The organism is Xanthomonas campestris pv. phormiicola, from assembly GCA_025666215.1.
Taxonomy (GTDB): domain Bacteria; phylum Pseudomonadota; class Gammaproteobacteria; order Xanthomonadales; family Xanthomonadaceae; genus Xanthomonas_A; species Xanthomonas_A campestris_A.
In genome coordinates this window covers 3,774,445-3,789,150 of record CP102593.1, presented here as the reverse complement: position 1 = coordinate 3,789,150, position 14,706 = coordinate 3,774,445, and the positions used below count along the sequence as shown (strand labels likewise).

Below are 14,706 nucleotides of genomic sequence, written 5' to 3'. Positions count from 1 at the left end.
GAGCCAGTGGCTCGCAAGCAGCGCCCGCTCACCCTGTCCAAGCTGGGCGTGCGCGACCGCACCCGGGCGGTGCTGAAGGCGTTCGAGCTGCAGTTGGTCTGACCGGACAGGATGCCCGGCCCGGCGCAGCGCGCCGGGCGTTCACGGGCGCGCGAGCCAGTGGCTCGCAAGCAGCGCCCGCTCACCCTGTCCAAGCTGGGCGTGCGCGACCGCACCCGGGCGGTGCTGAAGGCGTTCGAGCTGCAGTTGGTCTGACCGGACAGGATGCCCGGCCCGGCGCAGCGCGCCGGGCGTTCGCGCGCGCCGGTGCGGCGCCAGCCCCTGTGGGAGCGACTTCAGTCGCGACGAGCGCAGCGGCAGGCGTGCCGCGTCCGGAGACCGTCTGCGCCGACAGTCCGGCGTTACAGGGCGCCGCCTGCAGTGGTCTGGCCGCCCGGATCGGCGCCGTTGCCCGCGCCCGGGCGCAAACGCCACGCCTGGTCTGGCTTGCCCGCCGCGATCCGGCGCCGGCAACGGCCTGTCCGCCACCGCCTGCGCGACAATGGTCTGGTCGCCCCGCGTGGCGCCGCCGCGGCGCTTTGCACGGCGCGTTCGCAGGGTTTTCGCCACTATGCGGAATTCCGCGTCGCCATCTGCTGACCACGAGCCGCGAAGCCTGCTAGGATGGCCGCTTCGCTTCATTAACCCGGCCGTGGGATCGGCCCCGGAGACCTCCTGAATGACCCGTATTATCGAATTCCTGATCGCACTGGGGATCGTGGCTGGCCTGTTCGTCATCGTCGGCCTGGTGCTGCCTTCGGAGCGTCACATGTCCGAAAGCGTCGAAACCAATCGGCGCATGACCATTGTCTATGACACGGTGAACAGCCTGCGTCGTTTCAAGGACTGGAATCCTCTGGTGCTACGCGATCCGCGTATCCAGCTGAAGCTTTCCGGTCCTGAAGCCGGCGTCGGCGCCCGCCTCGACTACACCTCCAACGAGGGCTACATCGGCAAGGGCAGCTGGACCATCACCTCGACCGAGAAGAACAAGCAGGTCGTCATCGGCATCGAAGACGAGAGCAAGGGCCGCGACAAGACCACGTCGTTCAAGCTCGAGCCGACCGGCAAGAGCGGTCGCAACGTCAAGATCACCCAGGACTACACGGTCAAGTACGGCTGGGACCTGTTCGGTCGCTACGCCGGCCTGTACGTGAGCCGCCATGTCGGCGACGACATCAAGCTGGGCCTGTCGCGGCTGAGCAACGTGCTGGCCACCGTGCCGAACGTCGACTACCGCGCCGAGGAAACCCCGTTGACCGACCTGAAGGTCGTCGACGTCCCGGCCGAGGATCTGCTGGTGGTCAACGCCGGCAATGTCGACCGCGACAACGACACCATCAAGAAGTCCATCAAGGACAACCAGGAGTGGATCAAGCGGGTGATGGACGCCAACGGCCTGGAAGCGGCCGGTCCGGTGCGCATCGTCACCACCGACTTCGGTTCCGACAAGTACGCCTTCGACGTGACCCAGCCGGTGCGCAAGCGTGCCGGTGGCGCGCCGAAGCCGGACGCGGCGGCCAAGCCGGAAGACAAGAAGGACGACGCGGCGGCCGCTCCTGCGGCTCCGGTCGATGCGACCCCGGTCGCCGCCAGCGGCGATCCGCTGAAGCCGACCATCCCGCAGGGCGCGCCGGTCACCTACCTGCGGACCGAGGCGCACCGTTCCGCCTTCGCCAGCTACACCGGCCACATGGCGGGCCTGGATGCGGCGCGCAATGCGGTCCGCGCCTGGGCCGCGACCAGCGGCTACGACGTGACCGACCGTCCGTACGAGGCCTGGAAGGGCGGCGTGGACAAGGCGTTCACGCCGGAAGGCACGTACGACATCTACTGGGCGATCAAGTAAGCCGTCGCCCGGATGGATGAGTGACCCGAAACGCGCCGCTTCTTGCGGCGCGTTTCGTTTGTGGGGGCCGGAACGCCGGCCGCAACGGAGCCTCGTCATGCTGAATCTCGATCGGCGTTCGCACAAACGTTCCTGGCTGGCCTGCGCCGGCGGCCTGCTGGCCGCCGCCGCGATCGGCCTGTCCGCCTATGCCTCGCACGGCGTCGCCGAGCCGCTGGCGCAGTCGCATCTGCAGACCGCCGCACTGTATGCCTTCGGCCACGGGCTGGCGCTGGCCGCACTGGGCCGCAGCAGCGCGCGCCTGCTCGCGCGCGCCGCGCTGTCCCTGCTGCTGCTCGGCACGCTGCTGTTTTCCGGCAGCCTGGCCGGCAACGCGCTGGCGCAATGGCCGACGCGGCTGGCCCCGGTCGGCGGGACGACGCTGATGCTGGGCTGGGTGTTGTGGGCGCTGGATGCGCTCAGGCGTTGAGATGCCGCGTTACGCGCGCGGATTCGACACCCAGGCCGCCTACGACCATTTGAGCCGGCGCGACCGCAAGCTCGGCGCGTGGATGCGCCGGATCGGCCCGATCGCGCCGCAGCCGGGCTGGGCCAGGCCGTTCGACCCGGTCGATGCGTTGGCCCGCGCGATCCTGTTCCAGCAACTCAGCGGCAAGGCCGCGGCGACCATCGTCGGCCGCGTCGAGGCGGCGATCGGCAGCACCCGGTTGCATGCGGACACGTTGGCGCGGATCGACGATCCCGGCCTGCGCGCCTGCGGCGTGTCCGGCAACAAGGCGCTGGCGCTGCGCGATCTGGCGCGGCGCGAGGCCGCTGGCGAGATTCCTGCGTTGCGCAAGCTCGCCTTCCTGGACGACGAGGCGATCGTGCAGGCGCTGCTGCCGGTGCGCGGCATCGGCCGCTGGACGGTGGAGATGCTGCTGCTGTTCCGGCTCGGCCGCCCGGACCTGCTGCCGGTGGACGACCTGGGCGTGCGCAAGGGCGCGCAGCGGGTGGACACGCTGGAGCTGCCACCTGCTCCGACGGAATTGCTGGCCCGTGGCGAACGCTGGGGCCCGTATCGCAGCTATGCCACCTTCTACCTGTGGCGCATCGCCGACGCGGCGCTGACGACGAAAACGCCAACGCCGCGTTCGCAGGAATAGGACGGCCTGGGTCTTCTGTGAGAGCGGCTTCAGCCGCGACCGGGCGTTACCGGGAGAGGCTCCGGTCGCGGCTGATGGCCCGAGGCACCCGGAGCTGCTCCTGCAGGACATGCGGCCCGGCATTGCGACCGGAGCTTTCGCCGCATGCAACGGCGATGCGGCGTTGGCTGTCGATGTGCTCGTCCATGAGCAAGATGCTCCCGTGGTGTCGGCAGGGGTGGGCGTCAGTCCGCGACCAGTTCCACCTGCGTCTGCACGCGCACCCAGGCGTCCTGGCTGGGATCGTTGAGCGTGGCGTGCAGGGTATAGGTGCCGAGCGGATCCTCGGGCTCGAAGCGGATCTGCAGCGACAGCGGCGCCAGTTCCAGCATGCCCGCCGCGGCTGGTTTGCCGCCGGTGGTGAGCGGCCGCGCCGGTTCCTGCAGCGCGACGCGGCCGTCCGGCCCCAGCAGGCGCAGGCGCAGTTGCGCGTCGCAGGCGCCGTCGTTGTTGCGGCTGGGCGCGCAGCCCGAATACAGCACGACCACGCGCAGCGGTTCGCCGCGGCGCACGCGCTCGATCGTGCGCAGCTGCGGGCCGTGACCGCTGTCGGTCCCGCTCCACTCTTTCCCGAAACGCGCGAACGCGGCTTCGTCGGCGACGTGGACGCTCGCCGCGAAGTCCTTGTCGTGCGCGCGCTCGGCGCTGTCGGCGACCGGCTTGCCCTGGCGATCGTGCCACTGCGCGGAGGCGCCGAACGGCAGCGCCAGCAATCCCAGGGCGCAACCCGCCAGGCCGCCGCGCCACAGGCGCTCCACGCGCTGCTCCATGTCGCCCTTCATGCCGGCGCTCGCGCATGCCAGCGCCAATGCCAGGGTTCGTAGACGATGCCGTGCGGATTGCCGCGCGGGTAGCTCATCCGGTAGCCGAAGTCGGCGGCATGCGCGCGCAGCCAGGCGAACGCCGCGGTGCGCTCGAAGCTCTCCTCGGCCGGCGGCTCGCCGGGCGTGCCGATGTCCAGCGCGTCGCCGCTGTGGTGCTCGCTGTAGCCGGGCGCGGCATTGACCTGCAGGATCTGCGGCAGGCTCTGCCCGCGCGCGAACTTGCGCGCGAAGATGCCCAGTTGGTAGGCGTGGCTGCGGTAGCCGGAGATCGCCTCCAGCACCACGCCGTCGCGGGCGGCGGCGCGTTGCAGCGCCGGCCAGGCGCGCGCGGCGCCGACGCTCAGCCATAGCGGGCGCCGGTAGCGGTCGCGGCCGGCGGCATGCAGGGTGGCGGGCTCGGCGTGCAGCGGCAGGCCGGTGCTGCGCGCGTAGTCCTCCGCGTCCAGGCCGAGGCTGGCCAGGCGTTCGTGCAAGGCGCTCAGCGGCAGCGGTCCGGCGTCGTCGGGTTGCCGGCGCAGGGGCAGGGCATCGAGGCGATCCAGCGCCGCATCGATGCCGGGTTCGTGCATCAGCCGCGGCAGCAGCGCGTGCAGGCCGTGCGCGGAGGCGGCGGCCAGATAACGGCCGTCGCACTTGCGCCGCAACAGCCAGGTCGCCTGCGCGAGCAGGCGTGCATCGACGTTGCTGCGCGCGCGCAGCAACCTGGCCGGCAGCAGTTCGATGCATTCGGTATTGAGCAGCAGGGCGGGAGCGGGGCGCATCCGCACAGGGTAGGGCTAAGCGCGGTGCGCGGCCAGCCGTTGCAGATCCTGCAGCAGTTGCCGCGGCTGTTCCGGGCTCAGCAGCAGCCAGCGCCCGTCGCGCAACGGCAGCGCCAGCACGCGGCTGGCATCGGTGACCAGGCAGAACGCGCGCTGGCCGTTGCGCATGCGGAAATAGCCGGATTTGAAGCCGGGTAACGCGTAGGCGATGGTCTTGCGGGTCGGCGCGAATTCGCCATGCTCGGCCAGGTCCACCACGCGTGCCTGCGCCAGGTCGATCTGCGCGATGTCGGTGCGCGCGGCGAACAGGCTGGAGCGGACCAGCAGCGTGTGGCCTTGCAGGCGGATGCCGCGGCGCAGGTAGAACAGGCTCAGCACGGTGCCGGTGGCTGGCAGCAGCACCAGGGTGGTCCAGTGCAGGCGATGGCCGCGGTCGGGACTGGACAGGCCCACGGCGGCGACCAGCCCGGCGGCGAGCAGCAGCGGCAGCCACAGGCCCAGCAGCGGCAGGCGCCCGGGCGTGGCGACGCGGTAGTCGCGGGAGGTCGGTGCGGCTGGGGAATGGCGGTGCATGGCGGTCACGGTTGTGCGCGGATCCATTGCGCGGTATCGGCGATCAGCTGCGCGTCGACATGCCCGGGCTGCGCGTACTCGGCGGGGTTCGGTGCGCCGCTGCCGGCGATGCCGAGGTGGTTGAGCTGCGCATAGCGGTGCAGGGTCGCGCGCGAGTCCTCGCCCAGCGCCTGCTGCCAGCGCTGCCAGTCCAGCGCGGTGACCTGGAAATCGCGCTCGCCCTGCAGCCACAGCACCGGCATCGGTCCGAGCGTGCGCAGCTCGGCGACCGGGTCGATCCGGTCGAGTTCCCGTGCGTACGCGGCGGGAACCGGGATGCCGAGCAGGCGTACCGTTTCGCCGGCGGCCGCGCCCGCCGGCGGCGGCTCGCGGATGCGGCGGACCTCGGCCTGGATCTGGTCGATGGTGGACTGCTGCTTGCCCAGCGTGCGCGTCTGTTCGAGCAGCAGATCCAGGAACGGTCGTGCCGGCGCGGCCAGCAGCACGATGCCGGCGACCCGATGCGAGCGCGCCGCGATGCGCGGTGCGAGCAGTGCGCCCTGGCTATGGCCGAACAGGTAGATGTGGTGGGCATCGATCGAGTGGTTGCCGGCGAGCGAGGCGATCGCGGCCACCGCGTCGTCCGTGGTCTCGGCATCGACGCTGAGGTGCGCGCCGGCCATCGACTCGGGTCTGGCGAAGGTGCGTTTGTCGTAGCGCAGGACCGCGATGCCAAGCTCGGCCAAGCCGTGCGCCAGGTCCAGGAATGGCTTGTTGGGGCCGATGGTTTCGTCGCGATCGTGCGGGCCGGAGCCATGGACCAGCACGACGGCGGGGAACGGGCCGGTGCCCTTGGGCAGGGTGAGCGTGCCCGGCAGGTCGCCGACGGTGGCGGCCTGCTCGATGTAGGCGGCATTGGCGTCGGGTGCTGCCGCTGTCGCGGCCGAGGCGGCGGGCACGATCAGCAGGCTGGAGATCCGGCCGTCGGCATTCACGCCCACGCGCGCCTGCAGCTCGCCTTTGGCGTACTGCAGCGGCACCAGGACCAGCGTCGTTGCGCCCTCGGTGTGCTGCTCGGAGTGTCCGCGTTCTTGCAGCGGACCGAGTTGGCGCTGCAGTGACGTCCAGACCGCGGCGAGCTTCTGCGGCGTCAATGCGGTATGCATGCGCGCATCGAAATCGGCGGTTGCGGCGGCGTAGTCGCCGGCCTGCAGGCGGTCCAGCAGCGTGTTCGCCGCCTGCTGAGGCGAGGCCGCCAGTGCGGCAGCCGGGAACAGCAGTGATGCCAGCATGGGACCGAGGTGGCGGCGTGGGCGCATGTCAGCTCGCCTTCTTGAACACCAGCAGCACCGGCCACAGCCGCGGCGAGCTGATCACGTTGACCAGTTCCCAGCCCAGGGCGCCTTGCTTGTTCAGCTCGGCCTGGATCGGTTCGGCGTCCACTTTGCCGAGAAAGGTGGGCTTGAGATTCACTTCGACAGTGAGGTAAGTCCAGCGCGTGGTCATGGCTTGGGTTCCTGGTCCTCGCCGGGCTTGGGCAGCCGGCCGGCCTTGCGCAGCGCGTCGCGCAACACGTATTCGATCTGCGCGTTGAGGCTGCGCAGCTCGTCGTCGGCCCAGCGCTGCACCGCCGTCAGCACGTCGGCGTTGATGCGCAGCGGATAGGCCTTCTTCTCGCTCATGCGGGACGGCTCGTTTGCATCCGTGCGGCCGCTGCCGCACGGAGGTGGCAGGACTCGCGCATCAGTACAGCGTGCCGGCGTTGACGATCGGTTGCGCGCCGCGGTCCGAGCACAGCACGGTCAGCAGGTTGCTGACCATGTGCGCCTTGCGTTCCTCGTCCAGCTGCACGGTGCCGTTCTTCTCCAGCTCGGCCAGCGCCATCTCGACCATGCCCACCGCGCCGGCGACGATGCGCGTGCGCGCGGCGATCACCGCATTGGCCTGCTGCCGCTGCAGCATCGCCTGGGCGATTTCCGGGGCATAGGCGAGGTGGCTGATGCGCGCCTCGATCACGTCCACGCCGGCCTGGGTGAGGCGCTCGTCGAGATGGCGCTTGAGCTGCTCGCTGATCTCGGCGGGGTGGCTGCGCAGCGAGATCTGGCCGTCCTCGTGCTGGTCGTAGGGATAGCTGGTGGCCATCGCGCGCAGCGCCGATTCGGACTGGATGTGCACGAAGCTCTCGTAGTCGTCGACGTTGTACACGGCCTCGGACGCGTCGATCACCTGCCACACGATCACCGCGGCGATCTCGATCGGGCTGCCGTCCAGCTCGTTGACCTTGAGTCGGCCGCTTTCGAAGTTGCGCACGCGCTGGCTGACCTTCTTCTTCGAATAGAAGGGGTTGTTCCAGCGCAGGCCGTTGTCCTTGACCGTGCCCACGTACTTGCCGAACAGGCTCAGCACCGCGGCCTGGTTCGGCTGCACCGTGTACAGGCCGCACAGGCTGAACAGGGCGGCCGCGCCGAGCAGCAGCGACAGCAGCACCAGCGGCAGCGAGCTCGGCCCGCCGCTCACCGGATCCTTGATGACGCCCATCACGAACAGCCACAGCGCCAGCGCGGACAGCGCCAGGACGCCGAGCAGAAGCGGAATGCCGGGCAGCGAGCGAAGCGTGCGTTCTTTCATGGCGGTGTCCCCAAGTGTGTTAGAGAAAGATATCACTTTGATATCTTATTGCAAGGGGGCGTTTGCGGACGTCTGCGACGGGGAAACGGCACGGGCCGTTAGAATGGCGCCCCTCTTTCGCGCAGGCACCGCCGCCATGACCACCCTGGGAACCCCGCTGTCCGCTTCCGCCACCCGCGTGCTGCTGCTCGGCTCGGGCGAACTGGGCAAGGAAGTGGCGATCGAGCTGCAGCGCTTCGGCGTGGAAGTGATCGCCGCCGATCGCTATGCCGATGCGCCGGCGATGCAGGTCGCGCACCGTTCGCACGTGCTGGACATGCTCGATGCGATGGCGCTGCGCGAGCTGATCGCGCGCGAGCAGCCGCACCTGATCGTGCCGGAGATCGAGGCGATCCACACCGAGACGCTGGTGGCGCTGGAGCGCGAGCACGGCCAGCGGGTGGTCCCGACCGCGCGCGCGGCGCGGCTGACCATGGACCGCGAGGGCATCCGCCGCCTGGCCGCGGAGACGCTGGGCCTGCCGACCTCGCCGTACCGTTTCGTGGATACGCCGCAGGAGTACCGCGCCGCGATCGCCGCGGTCGGCCTGCCGTGCGTGGTCAAGCCGGTGATGTCGTCCTCGGGCAAGGGCCAGAGCACGTTGCGCAGCGAGGCCGAGATCGATGCGGCCTGGGAATACGCGCAGACCGGCGGCCGCGCCGGCGCCGGCCGCTGCATCGTCGAAGGCTTCATCGACTTCGACTACGAGATCACCCTGCTGACCGTGCGCCATGCCGCCGGCACGTCGTTCTGCGATCCGATCGGGCACTGGCAGAAGGACGGCGACTACCGCGAGAGCTGGCAGCCGCAGCCGATGTCGGCGCTGGCGCTGCAGCGTGCGCAGGAGATCGCGCGCGCGGTCACCGACGACCTTGGCGGCTGGGGCCTGTTCGGCGTGGAACTGTTCGTCAAGGGCGACGCGGTCTGGTTCAGCGAAGTGTCGCCGCGGCCGCACGACACCGGCCTGGTCACCCTGGTCTCGCAGGAACTGAGCGAGTTCGCGCTGCATGCGCGCGCGATCCTGGGCCTGCCGATCCCGGTGATCCGCCAGAGCGGGCCGTCGGCCTCGTGCGCGCTGCTGGCGCACGGCGAAGGCGTGCCGCTGTTCGGCAACGTCGCCGCCGTGCTGCAGGCCCCGGACACCGCGCTGCGCCTGTTCGGCAAGCCCAGCGTGCACGGCCACCGCCGCGTCGGCGTGACCCTGGCGCGCGGCGCCAGCATCGACGAAGCGCGCCAGACCGCCCGTGACGCCGCCGCCGCCCTGACCATCGAACTGAAGGTCTGACGGCAGGGGAAAAGGTCTGACGGCATGGAAAAGGGACGCGCTCGTGGGGCCGTTCCCAATCCCCAATCCCGATTCCCCAATCCCGGCTCTTCAAGCCGGCGGCACGAACCGCGCCGCCGCCAGGCGGATGCTCCACACCAGTTCCACCATCGCCAGGTTGTTGAGCAGCGCTTCGCCGCCGAGGATCAGCCAGTAACCGGCGCCGTCCACCCGGAACGGGACGAACGACCAGTCCGGCAGCAACAGCTGCGGTTCGCTGTAGAACGACACGTAGCGCTGCGCGCCGCTCCAGCCGCGTGCGCCCTGCCGCTGGGCGAAGCCGGAGAAATCGGCCGCGGCCACGCTCAACGTGTCGGCCTCGTCCTGGCTCAGCCCGGCCTGGCCCAGGCAGAAGCCGCCGTCGGAGGCGAGCACGGCGCGGCGTTCGGCCGACAGCGGCGCGATCACGTGCTGGGCGAAATCGTCCAGGCGGATCTCCGGGCCGGGCACCGGACGCCGCAATAGCTGGATCCACTGCCGTTCGCGCGCCTCGTGCAGCAGGCGCTGCGCGTCGCCGTCCACGCGCATGCGCCATTCCGGCAGCGACAGTGCGCCGTGCGCGCTGAGCAGCAGTTGCAGGGCGCGCTGCATGCGGTCCGGGGCGGCGCTGGCGAAGCCATGCAGCACGCCGTGCGGCGTGGGCATCAGCCAGGTGGGTTCTTGATCGTTCATGGCCAATGGCTTGCGGTGGGAAGAGAGAGGGCGGCGACGTTGCGGCCGCCTAGCAGATCGCGTTGTTGCAGCCAGCGCGCGGCGCGGTCCCAGCGGTCGTCCAGTGCCAGCGCGTGGCGGCGCAGGTCGCGGCTGGCGAGCATGAAGGCGAGCTTGTCCTGGCAACTGACGCAGTAGTCCAGGAACTCGCGCTCGGTGCGGGCGGCGGACAGCGGTTCGCCTTCGCACAGCGCTTCCACCACTTCGCGTGCCAGCCGCCGCGAATGATCCGGATTGGCCCGGCGCATGCGCGCCGGCACGTCGGCCGATGGCCGCGCCAGGACGCTCCAGCGCGTGGCCAGTGCGGTGATCGGCAGCAGCGCATGGCCCTGGAAGGCCGCGGCCACATGCGGCGGCAGGCGTTGCTGGGCCATCTGCAGCGCGGCGTGGCGCAGCGCGCTGTCGTGCCGCGGCAGGCCGACGAACAGGTCGGCGAGCACGCCCTGCACCGGTTCGTCGTCGGCCAGCTGCAGCGCCGCATGCAGCCGCGCCAGGTGCGCGCCGGCGTCGTGCGGATCGCGCAGCAGGGCGCGCGCATGGGTGCGCATCACCAGGCGGGCCGGATCTGGAGCGGTGCGGTTGGCCATGGCGGTGCGCTCAGTCCAGCAAGGTGTCGATCAGGTCGATCATGAATTCCGCGTCTTCCATGCCCATCGCCTGGAAGCCCTGTTCCAGGCCCAGCGCGTCGAGTACGCCCTGGTCCTCGCGGTGCGCGTCGTCGCCCAGCGCCAGCAGCGCCGTTTGCAGCGCAGGCAGCTGCGCGGCGATGCGCGGATGCGCCAGCAGCACGTGGCCGATGTCGCACAGCGCGCTCTCCACCAGCGGCCGCAACCGCTCCCGGGTCAGCCGCGACAGGCGGTGATAGGCGTCGGCCAGGAACAGGCCGGCATCGGCTTCGCCTTCCAGCAGCAGCCGCGCCACCGCGGCGTAGCTGCTGGCCGGACGCCAGGCGATGCGCTCGGGGTCGAGGTCGGCCGGCTCCAGCAGGCGCAGCGCGATCAGGCGCACGTCGTGGTTGTCGGTCAGCGCGATGCGGCAGCCGTAGGACAGGTCTTCGACACGGCGCGCCGGCGCGTCCGCGGCCGCGGCGATCACCACTTCGTCGGCGCGACCGCGCGGGCGTGCGAGCGGCAGGTAGCCGCGCGTGCGGATCAGGGCGCTGGCATCGAACGGACTGGCGTACACCAGGTCGACCACGCGGTCGTCGAGCAACTGTTTCTGTTCGGCGGCATCGGCCGGCATCAGCAGGTGCAGGCCGACGCCGGTGCGGCGCTGCAGCACGGTGCTGAGCAGGTACCAGCCGCAGAAGTTCTCCGGCGCGAAGTCCGGCGCGACCAGGAAGTCCAGGCTCATGCCGGCGTCTGCGCGCGCTCGTCCTGCAGCCACTGCGCGTACAGCGGTTGCAGCGCGTCGATGCGTCGCCGCGAGGGCTTGCGCCGCACCGAGGTGAAGCCGACCACCTGGCCGTTGCGCACGTTCGGCAGCGCGGTGGCGTAGACCCAGTAGCAGGCGCCGTCGCGGCGCAGGTTCTTGACGTAGCCGTGCCACTTCTCGCCGCCCAGCACCGTGTCCCACAGGTCGGCGAACGCGCGCCTGGGCATGTCCGGGTGGCGCAGGATGCAGTGCGGCGCGCCGATCAGCGCCGCCCGCGGCCAGCCGCTGAGTTCGACGAAGGCGTCGTTGGCGTGGGTGATGACGCCGTCCAGGTCGGTGCGCGAGACGATCAGGCGCCCGTCGGGGTAGGCCACTTCGCGTTCGCTCCAGTACACCAGGCGGCGGCTGCGGTCGTGGTAGCGCAGCTCGGCGCTGCGGTGCGGCTCGTGCGGCGGATCCATCGGCGGCAGCGGCATGGCTGCGCTCCTAGAGGATCTGCTGCAGCGCCTGGGCGGCGCGCTTGATGTCCAGGAACACCAGGCCGAGCTTGGCGCTGGGCTTGGCGAGCACGGTCAGCACCGCTTCGCGCCCGGCCGCACTCATGATCACGTAGCCGAGTTCGCCCTGGATCAGCACCCGCTCCAGCGGCCCGCGCGCCAGCTCGCGCGCGCTGCGCTCGCCCAGCGCCAGCAGCGCGGCGGACATCGCGCCGACGCGGTCCTCGTCCATGCCCTGCGGCATCGCCGAGGCGATCATCAGTCCATCCAAGGAAATCAGCGCCGAGGCCTCGATATCGGCGGTGGCGCCGTTGAGTCCCTCCAGCGCCTGTTGCAGCTGTTGCGTTCGCATGCTCGCTATCCGGTGACGCATCCCGACGGGGTGCGGCATGCATTGGATAGCGTTTGCGCGGTCTTGCCCTTGATCTGGATCAAGGCCGGTCTGCGGCGACCCCGCGGACCCGGATCAATTCAGTCGCCGGCCGACCGCCAGCGCCACGAATCCCTAATCCCGACTCTCCAATCCCGGCTCCACAGTCACATCCACCCACACCAGGTGATGGTCGCTGCCGTCGGCGATCGCCGCGGCCGCAACGCTGGAGGCCGGCCAGAACACGCCGCTGTCCAGATAGCGGAAGCCGTTGGACGGCAGCACGTAGTCCAGCCGCATCGCACCGGCCTTCGGCCCGAAATCGCCGGTGACCTGCTGCGGCGGGCCGCGGTGGGCGATGCCCTGCGCGGCGTAGGCGCGCGCGGTCTCTTCGCCGCCGGCGCTGTGCGGGGCCGGGTAGTGCAGCACGCGCGGGTGTTCGACCAGCGCGCGGATCGCGTCGTGGCGGCCTTCGCCGTCGATGACGTCGTTGTTGAGATCGCCGAGCATCACGAAGCGCGCGTCGGCGGCCAGGCCGCCGCAACGGCCGGCGTCGTCGCACAGCCATGTCGCACTGGTGTTGTCGTCCAGATATTCGCGCCACAGCCGCAGTTCGTCGTGGTTGCGCGCCGCGTTGCGCTTCTCGGCGCCGTCGAACACCGGTGGCGTGGGATGCGCGACCAAGTCGTGGACCACGCCCAGCGGCGTGCGCACCGGCACGTCCCAGTGCGATTTCGACGACAGCCGCAGTTGCGCCCACACCGCATCGCTGTAGAAGCTGCGGCCGGTGGCCGGGTCGATCGGTCGCAGGGCGCCGGGCATCGCGCTCCATTTGAACAGGCGGAAGCTGCGCACCGCCGCGGCGTCGATCGGGTACCTGGACAGCAGCAGCATGCCGTACTGGCCGGGATGCAGGCCGTAGCCCCAGGCATCGTTGCCGCGCGTGCGGCCGTCGCCGCCGACGCTGCCGTTGTTGTCCAGGTCCAGGCCGCTGGGCACGCCGGTGTTCACCGCCGCCAGATAGCGGTATGGGTAGTGCAGCGCGGCGCCGCCGAGGGGCTGGGCCACTTCCAGGTAACGCTGCTGGAACAGGTCGGCGGCGCGGTGCGCGTCGTCGTAGTCGAATTCGTTGAGCAGCACCAGGTCCGGGCGCACCTGCTGCAGCACCGCGGCGATCTTGCGCGCCTGCGCGCTGTCGCCTTGCAGCGCGGCGATCAGGCCGCCGTCCGCGTCCGCATTCAGCGAGGTGTTGTAGGTGGCCAGGCGCAACGCCGCGGTGGCGGGCGCCGCGGGCGTGGCGGCGGTCGGGGCGGAGCCGGCATGCGAGCAGGCGCCGCACAGCAGGGTCATGGCGAACAACAGGGCGCGTGGAGTCATGTGCCTATTTTTGCACGCGGCGCATGTCCTGACGATGGCGCCGCGGCGGCGTGCCGAACCCGCCTGCCGAGGGCGATGCATGCTGCGGGTTTCGTCGCCGGCGGGCGGCTCGAGACGGCGAGTCGGTCGCTCGTCGTCGCCTCTGCCGGTCGCGCCGTGCGTCGCGCATCGCCTTTCTCCCTCCCCTCGGTCGACGCGCCGGAAGGCCGAATCGCAGTGCGGGCGCCCTAGTCGCCGAGGCGGCCGGCGTCCTCGTCGAACGCGCGCCAGTTGCGTCCGTCGTAGGCCTGCAACGGCCGGAAGCGGCGCTTGTAGTCCATTTTCTGGTGGCCGCGGATCCAGTAGCCCAGGTACAGATGGCTCAGGCCTTCGCGGTTGGCCCATTCGATCTGCTTCAGGATCGCCAGCGTGCCCAGCCCGCGCGCGGCGACGTCGGGATCGTAGAAGGTGTAGACCGCCGACAGGGCCTGCTCGGCGATGTCGGTGACCGCCACCCCCAGCAGCGGACCGCGCTGGCCGTCCGCGGTCTTCTGGCGCATCTCCAGGAAGCGCCCATGCGACCAGCGGCCGATCAGGAACTGGTCGAACTCGTGCGCGCCGTGCGCATCCATGCCGCCGCCCGGGTGGCGCATGCGCAGGTAGCGCTGGTACAGCGCCAACTGCTCGTCGTTGCGTTCGGCGGCGACGATGCGCGTGTCGATGTCGGCGTTGCGCGCCAGGCAGCGGCGCTGGCTGCGATCGGGGACGAACTCGGCGACCGGGATGCGCACCGCCACGCAGGCGCGGCAGTGGTCGCAATGCGGCCGGTAGACCAGGTCGCCGGAACGGCGGAAACCCCAGCTCAGTGCCAGCGGATACAGCGCGCCCAGGCGCGGGTCGTGCGGGTCCAGCACCAGATCGCGTGCCTGCCGCTCGGGCCAATAGCCGCACGCGTGCTGGCCGGTCTGGAACAGGCGCAGGTCGTCGCTGACGTCGGTGTGGATGGCCATGCACCGAGCATAGCGCTTCGCGATCGCAGCGGCCGCGACTGTCCGCCGCATGAATGCGCCCCGGCGCGGGTCAACCGCGCCTGCATCGGGGCGTTGCTTGCAGTGAAGGCGCCGCTGCGCCGGCCCGCTTGGCGGTCCGTCCCTGCTGCGCTGGCGACTGCCGCACGCGCTTGCCGCGCCGGCAGGTG

At 70.7% G+C, this 14,706-nt stretch carries 18 protein-coding genes and 3 pseudogenes; 6 read left to right on the top strand and 15 right to left on the bottom strand.

The genetic code is table 11. The features are described from left to right. Positions 1-33 precede the first annotated feature (33 nt). From NRY95_15760 to NRY95_15740, 5 genes and pseudogenes are all read left to right on the top strand, one after another. Positions 34-102: pseudogene (locus tag NRY95_15760) on the top strand (DNA-binding response regulator). An 84-nt stretch (positions 103-186) separates the two neighbouring features. Next, a pseudogene (locus tag NRY95_15755) lies at positions 187-255 on the top strand (DNA-binding response regulator). 463 nt (positions 256-718) lie between these two features. Further along, the gene (locus NRY95_15750; GenBank protein ID UYC15174.1) at positions 719-1,888 is read left to right on the top strand and encodes a polyketide cyclase; all 1,170 of its coding nucleotides are present in this window, start codon (positions 719-721) and stop codon (positions 1,886-1,888) included. Positions 1,889-1,985: 97 nt separating this feature from the next. Next, positions 1,986-2,357, top strand: a complete 372-nt coding sequence (locus tag NRY95_15745) for a DUF423 domain-containing protein (protein UYC15173.1) — start codon at positions 1,986-1,988, stop codon at positions 2,355-2,357. 1 nt (position 2,358) lies between these two features. Next, a complete protein-coding gene (locus NRY95_15740; GenBank protein ID UYC15172.1) occupies positions 2,359-3,033 on the top strand; it encodes a DNA-3-methyladenine glycosylase in 675 nt (224 codons plus the stop codon). Between the two features lie 46 nt (positions 3,034-3,079). Here NRY95_15740 and NRY95_15735 read toward each other — a convergent pair whose 3' ends face one another. From NRY95_15735 to NRY95_15700, 8 genes are all read right to left on the bottom strand, one after another. Beyond that, the gene (locus NRY95_15735; protein UYC15171.1) at positions 3,080-3,220 is read right to left on the bottom strand and encodes a hypothetical protein; all 141 of its coding nucleotides are present in this window, start codon (positions 3,218-3,220) and stop codon (positions 3,080-3,082) included. 37 nt (positions 3,221-3,257) lie between these two features. Continuing rightward, positions 3,258-3,854, bottom strand: a complete 597-nt coding sequence (locus NRY95_15730; GenBank protein UYC15170.1) for a hypothetical protein — start codon at positions 3,852-3,854, stop codon at positions 3,258-3,260. Then, complete coding sequence (locus tag NRY95_15725; GenBank protein UYC15169.1) at positions 3,851-4,657, bottom strand: D-alanyl-D-alanine carboxypeptidase family protein; 807 nt, start codon at positions 4,655-4,657, stop codon at positions 3,851-3,853. The genes NRY95_15730 and NRY95_15725 overlap by 4 nt, the downstream gene beginning before the upstream one ends. A 15-nt stretch (positions 4,658-4,672) precedes the next feature. Next, on the bottom strand, positions 4,673-5,230 hold the full coding sequence (locus tag NRY95_15720) for a PH domain-containing protein (protein ID UYC15168.1): 558 nt from the start codon (positions 5,228-5,230) through the stop codon (positions 4,673-4,675). Positions 5,231-5,235: 5 nt separating this feature from the next. Then, entirely contained in the window at positions 5,236-6,501 is a 1,266-nt protein-coding gene (locus NRY95_15715) for an alpha/beta fold hydrolase (protein UYC15167.1), read from the bottom strand. 28 nt (positions 6,502-6,529) lie between these two features. Next, positions 6,530-6,715, bottom strand: a complete 186-nt coding sequence (locus tag NRY95_15710) for a DUF4177 domain-containing protein (protein ID UYC15166.1) — start codon at positions 6,713-6,715, stop codon at positions 6,530-6,532. After that, positions 6,712-6,891, bottom strand: coding sequence for an Arc family DNA binding domain-containing protein (locus tag NRY95_15705; protein UYC15165.1), 180 nt, complete (start codon positions 6,889-6,891; stop codon positions 6,712-6,714). Before NRY95_15705 ends, NRY95_15710 begins: the two co-directional genes overlap by 4 nt. A 61-nt stretch (positions 6,892-6,952) precedes the next feature. After that, positions 6,953-7,837, bottom strand: coding sequence for an SPFH domain-containing protein (locus NRY95_15700; GenBank protein ID UYC15164.1), 885 nt, complete (start codon positions 7,835-7,837; stop codon positions 6,953-6,955). Between the two features lie 136 nt (positions 7,838-7,973). On the opposite strand from NRY95_15700, the gene purT reads away from it, so the two are divergent. Next, positions 7,974-9,161: a formate-dependent phosphoribosylglycinamide formyltransferase gene (gene purT, locus NRY95_15695; GenBank protein ID UYC15163.1), complete on the top strand. Its 1,188-nt coding sequence runs from the start codon at positions 7,974-7,976 to the stop codon at positions 9,159-9,161. 90 nt (positions 9,162-9,251) lie between these two features. Here purT and NRY95_15690 read toward each other — a convergent pair whose 3' ends face one another. The 7 genes and pseudogenes from NRY95_15690 to NRY95_15660 form a co-directional block, all read right to left on the bottom strand. After that, positions 9,252-9,872, bottom strand: coding sequence for a hypothetical protein (locus tag NRY95_15690; protein UYC15162.1), 621 nt, complete (start codon positions 9,870-9,872; stop codon positions 9,252-9,254). Next, the gene (locus NRY95_15685) at positions 9,869-10,498 is read right to left on the bottom strand and encodes a hypothetical protein (protein UYC15161.1); all 630 of its coding nucleotides are present in this window, start codon (positions 10,496-10,498) and stop codon (positions 9,869-9,871) included. Before NRY95_15685 ends, NRY95_15690 begins: the two co-directional genes overlap by 4 nt. Before the next feature lie 10 nt (positions 10,499-10,508). After that, the gene (locus NRY95_15680; GenBank protein UYC15160.1) at positions 10,509-11,264 is read right to left on the bottom strand and encodes a phosphate/phosphite/phosphonate ABC transporter substrate-binding protein; all 756 of its coding nucleotides are present in this window, start codon (positions 11,262-11,264) and stop codon (positions 10,509-10,511) included. Then, the gene (locus tag NRY95_15675; protein ID UYC15159.1) at positions 11,261-11,761 is read right to left on the bottom strand and encodes a PAS domain-containing protein; all 501 of its coding nucleotides are present in this window, start codon (positions 11,759-11,761) and stop codon (positions 11,261-11,263) included. The genes NRY95_15680 and NRY95_15675 overlap by 4 nt, the downstream gene beginning before the upstream one ends. Before the next feature lie 10 nt (positions 11,762-11,771). Further along, positions 11,772-12,134: a roadblock/LC7 domain-containing protein gene (locus NRY95_15670; protein ID UYC15158.1), complete on the bottom strand. Its 363-nt coding sequence runs from the start codon at positions 12,132-12,134 to the stop codon at positions 11,772-11,774. 153 nt (positions 12,135-12,287) lie between these two features. Next, positions 12,288-13,529 (bottom strand): endonuclease/exonuclease/phosphatase family protein, encoded by a 1,242-nt coding sequence (locus tag NRY95_15665; GenBank protein ID UYC15157.1) that lies wholly within the window; start codon positions 13,527-13,529, stop codon positions 12,288-12,290. Positions 13,530-13,756: 227 nt separating this feature from the next. Further along, positions 13,757-14,596 (bottom strand): annotated as a pseudogene (locus NRY95_15660) (arginyltransferase). Between the last annotated feature and the right edge of the window lie 110 nt (positions 14,597-14,706).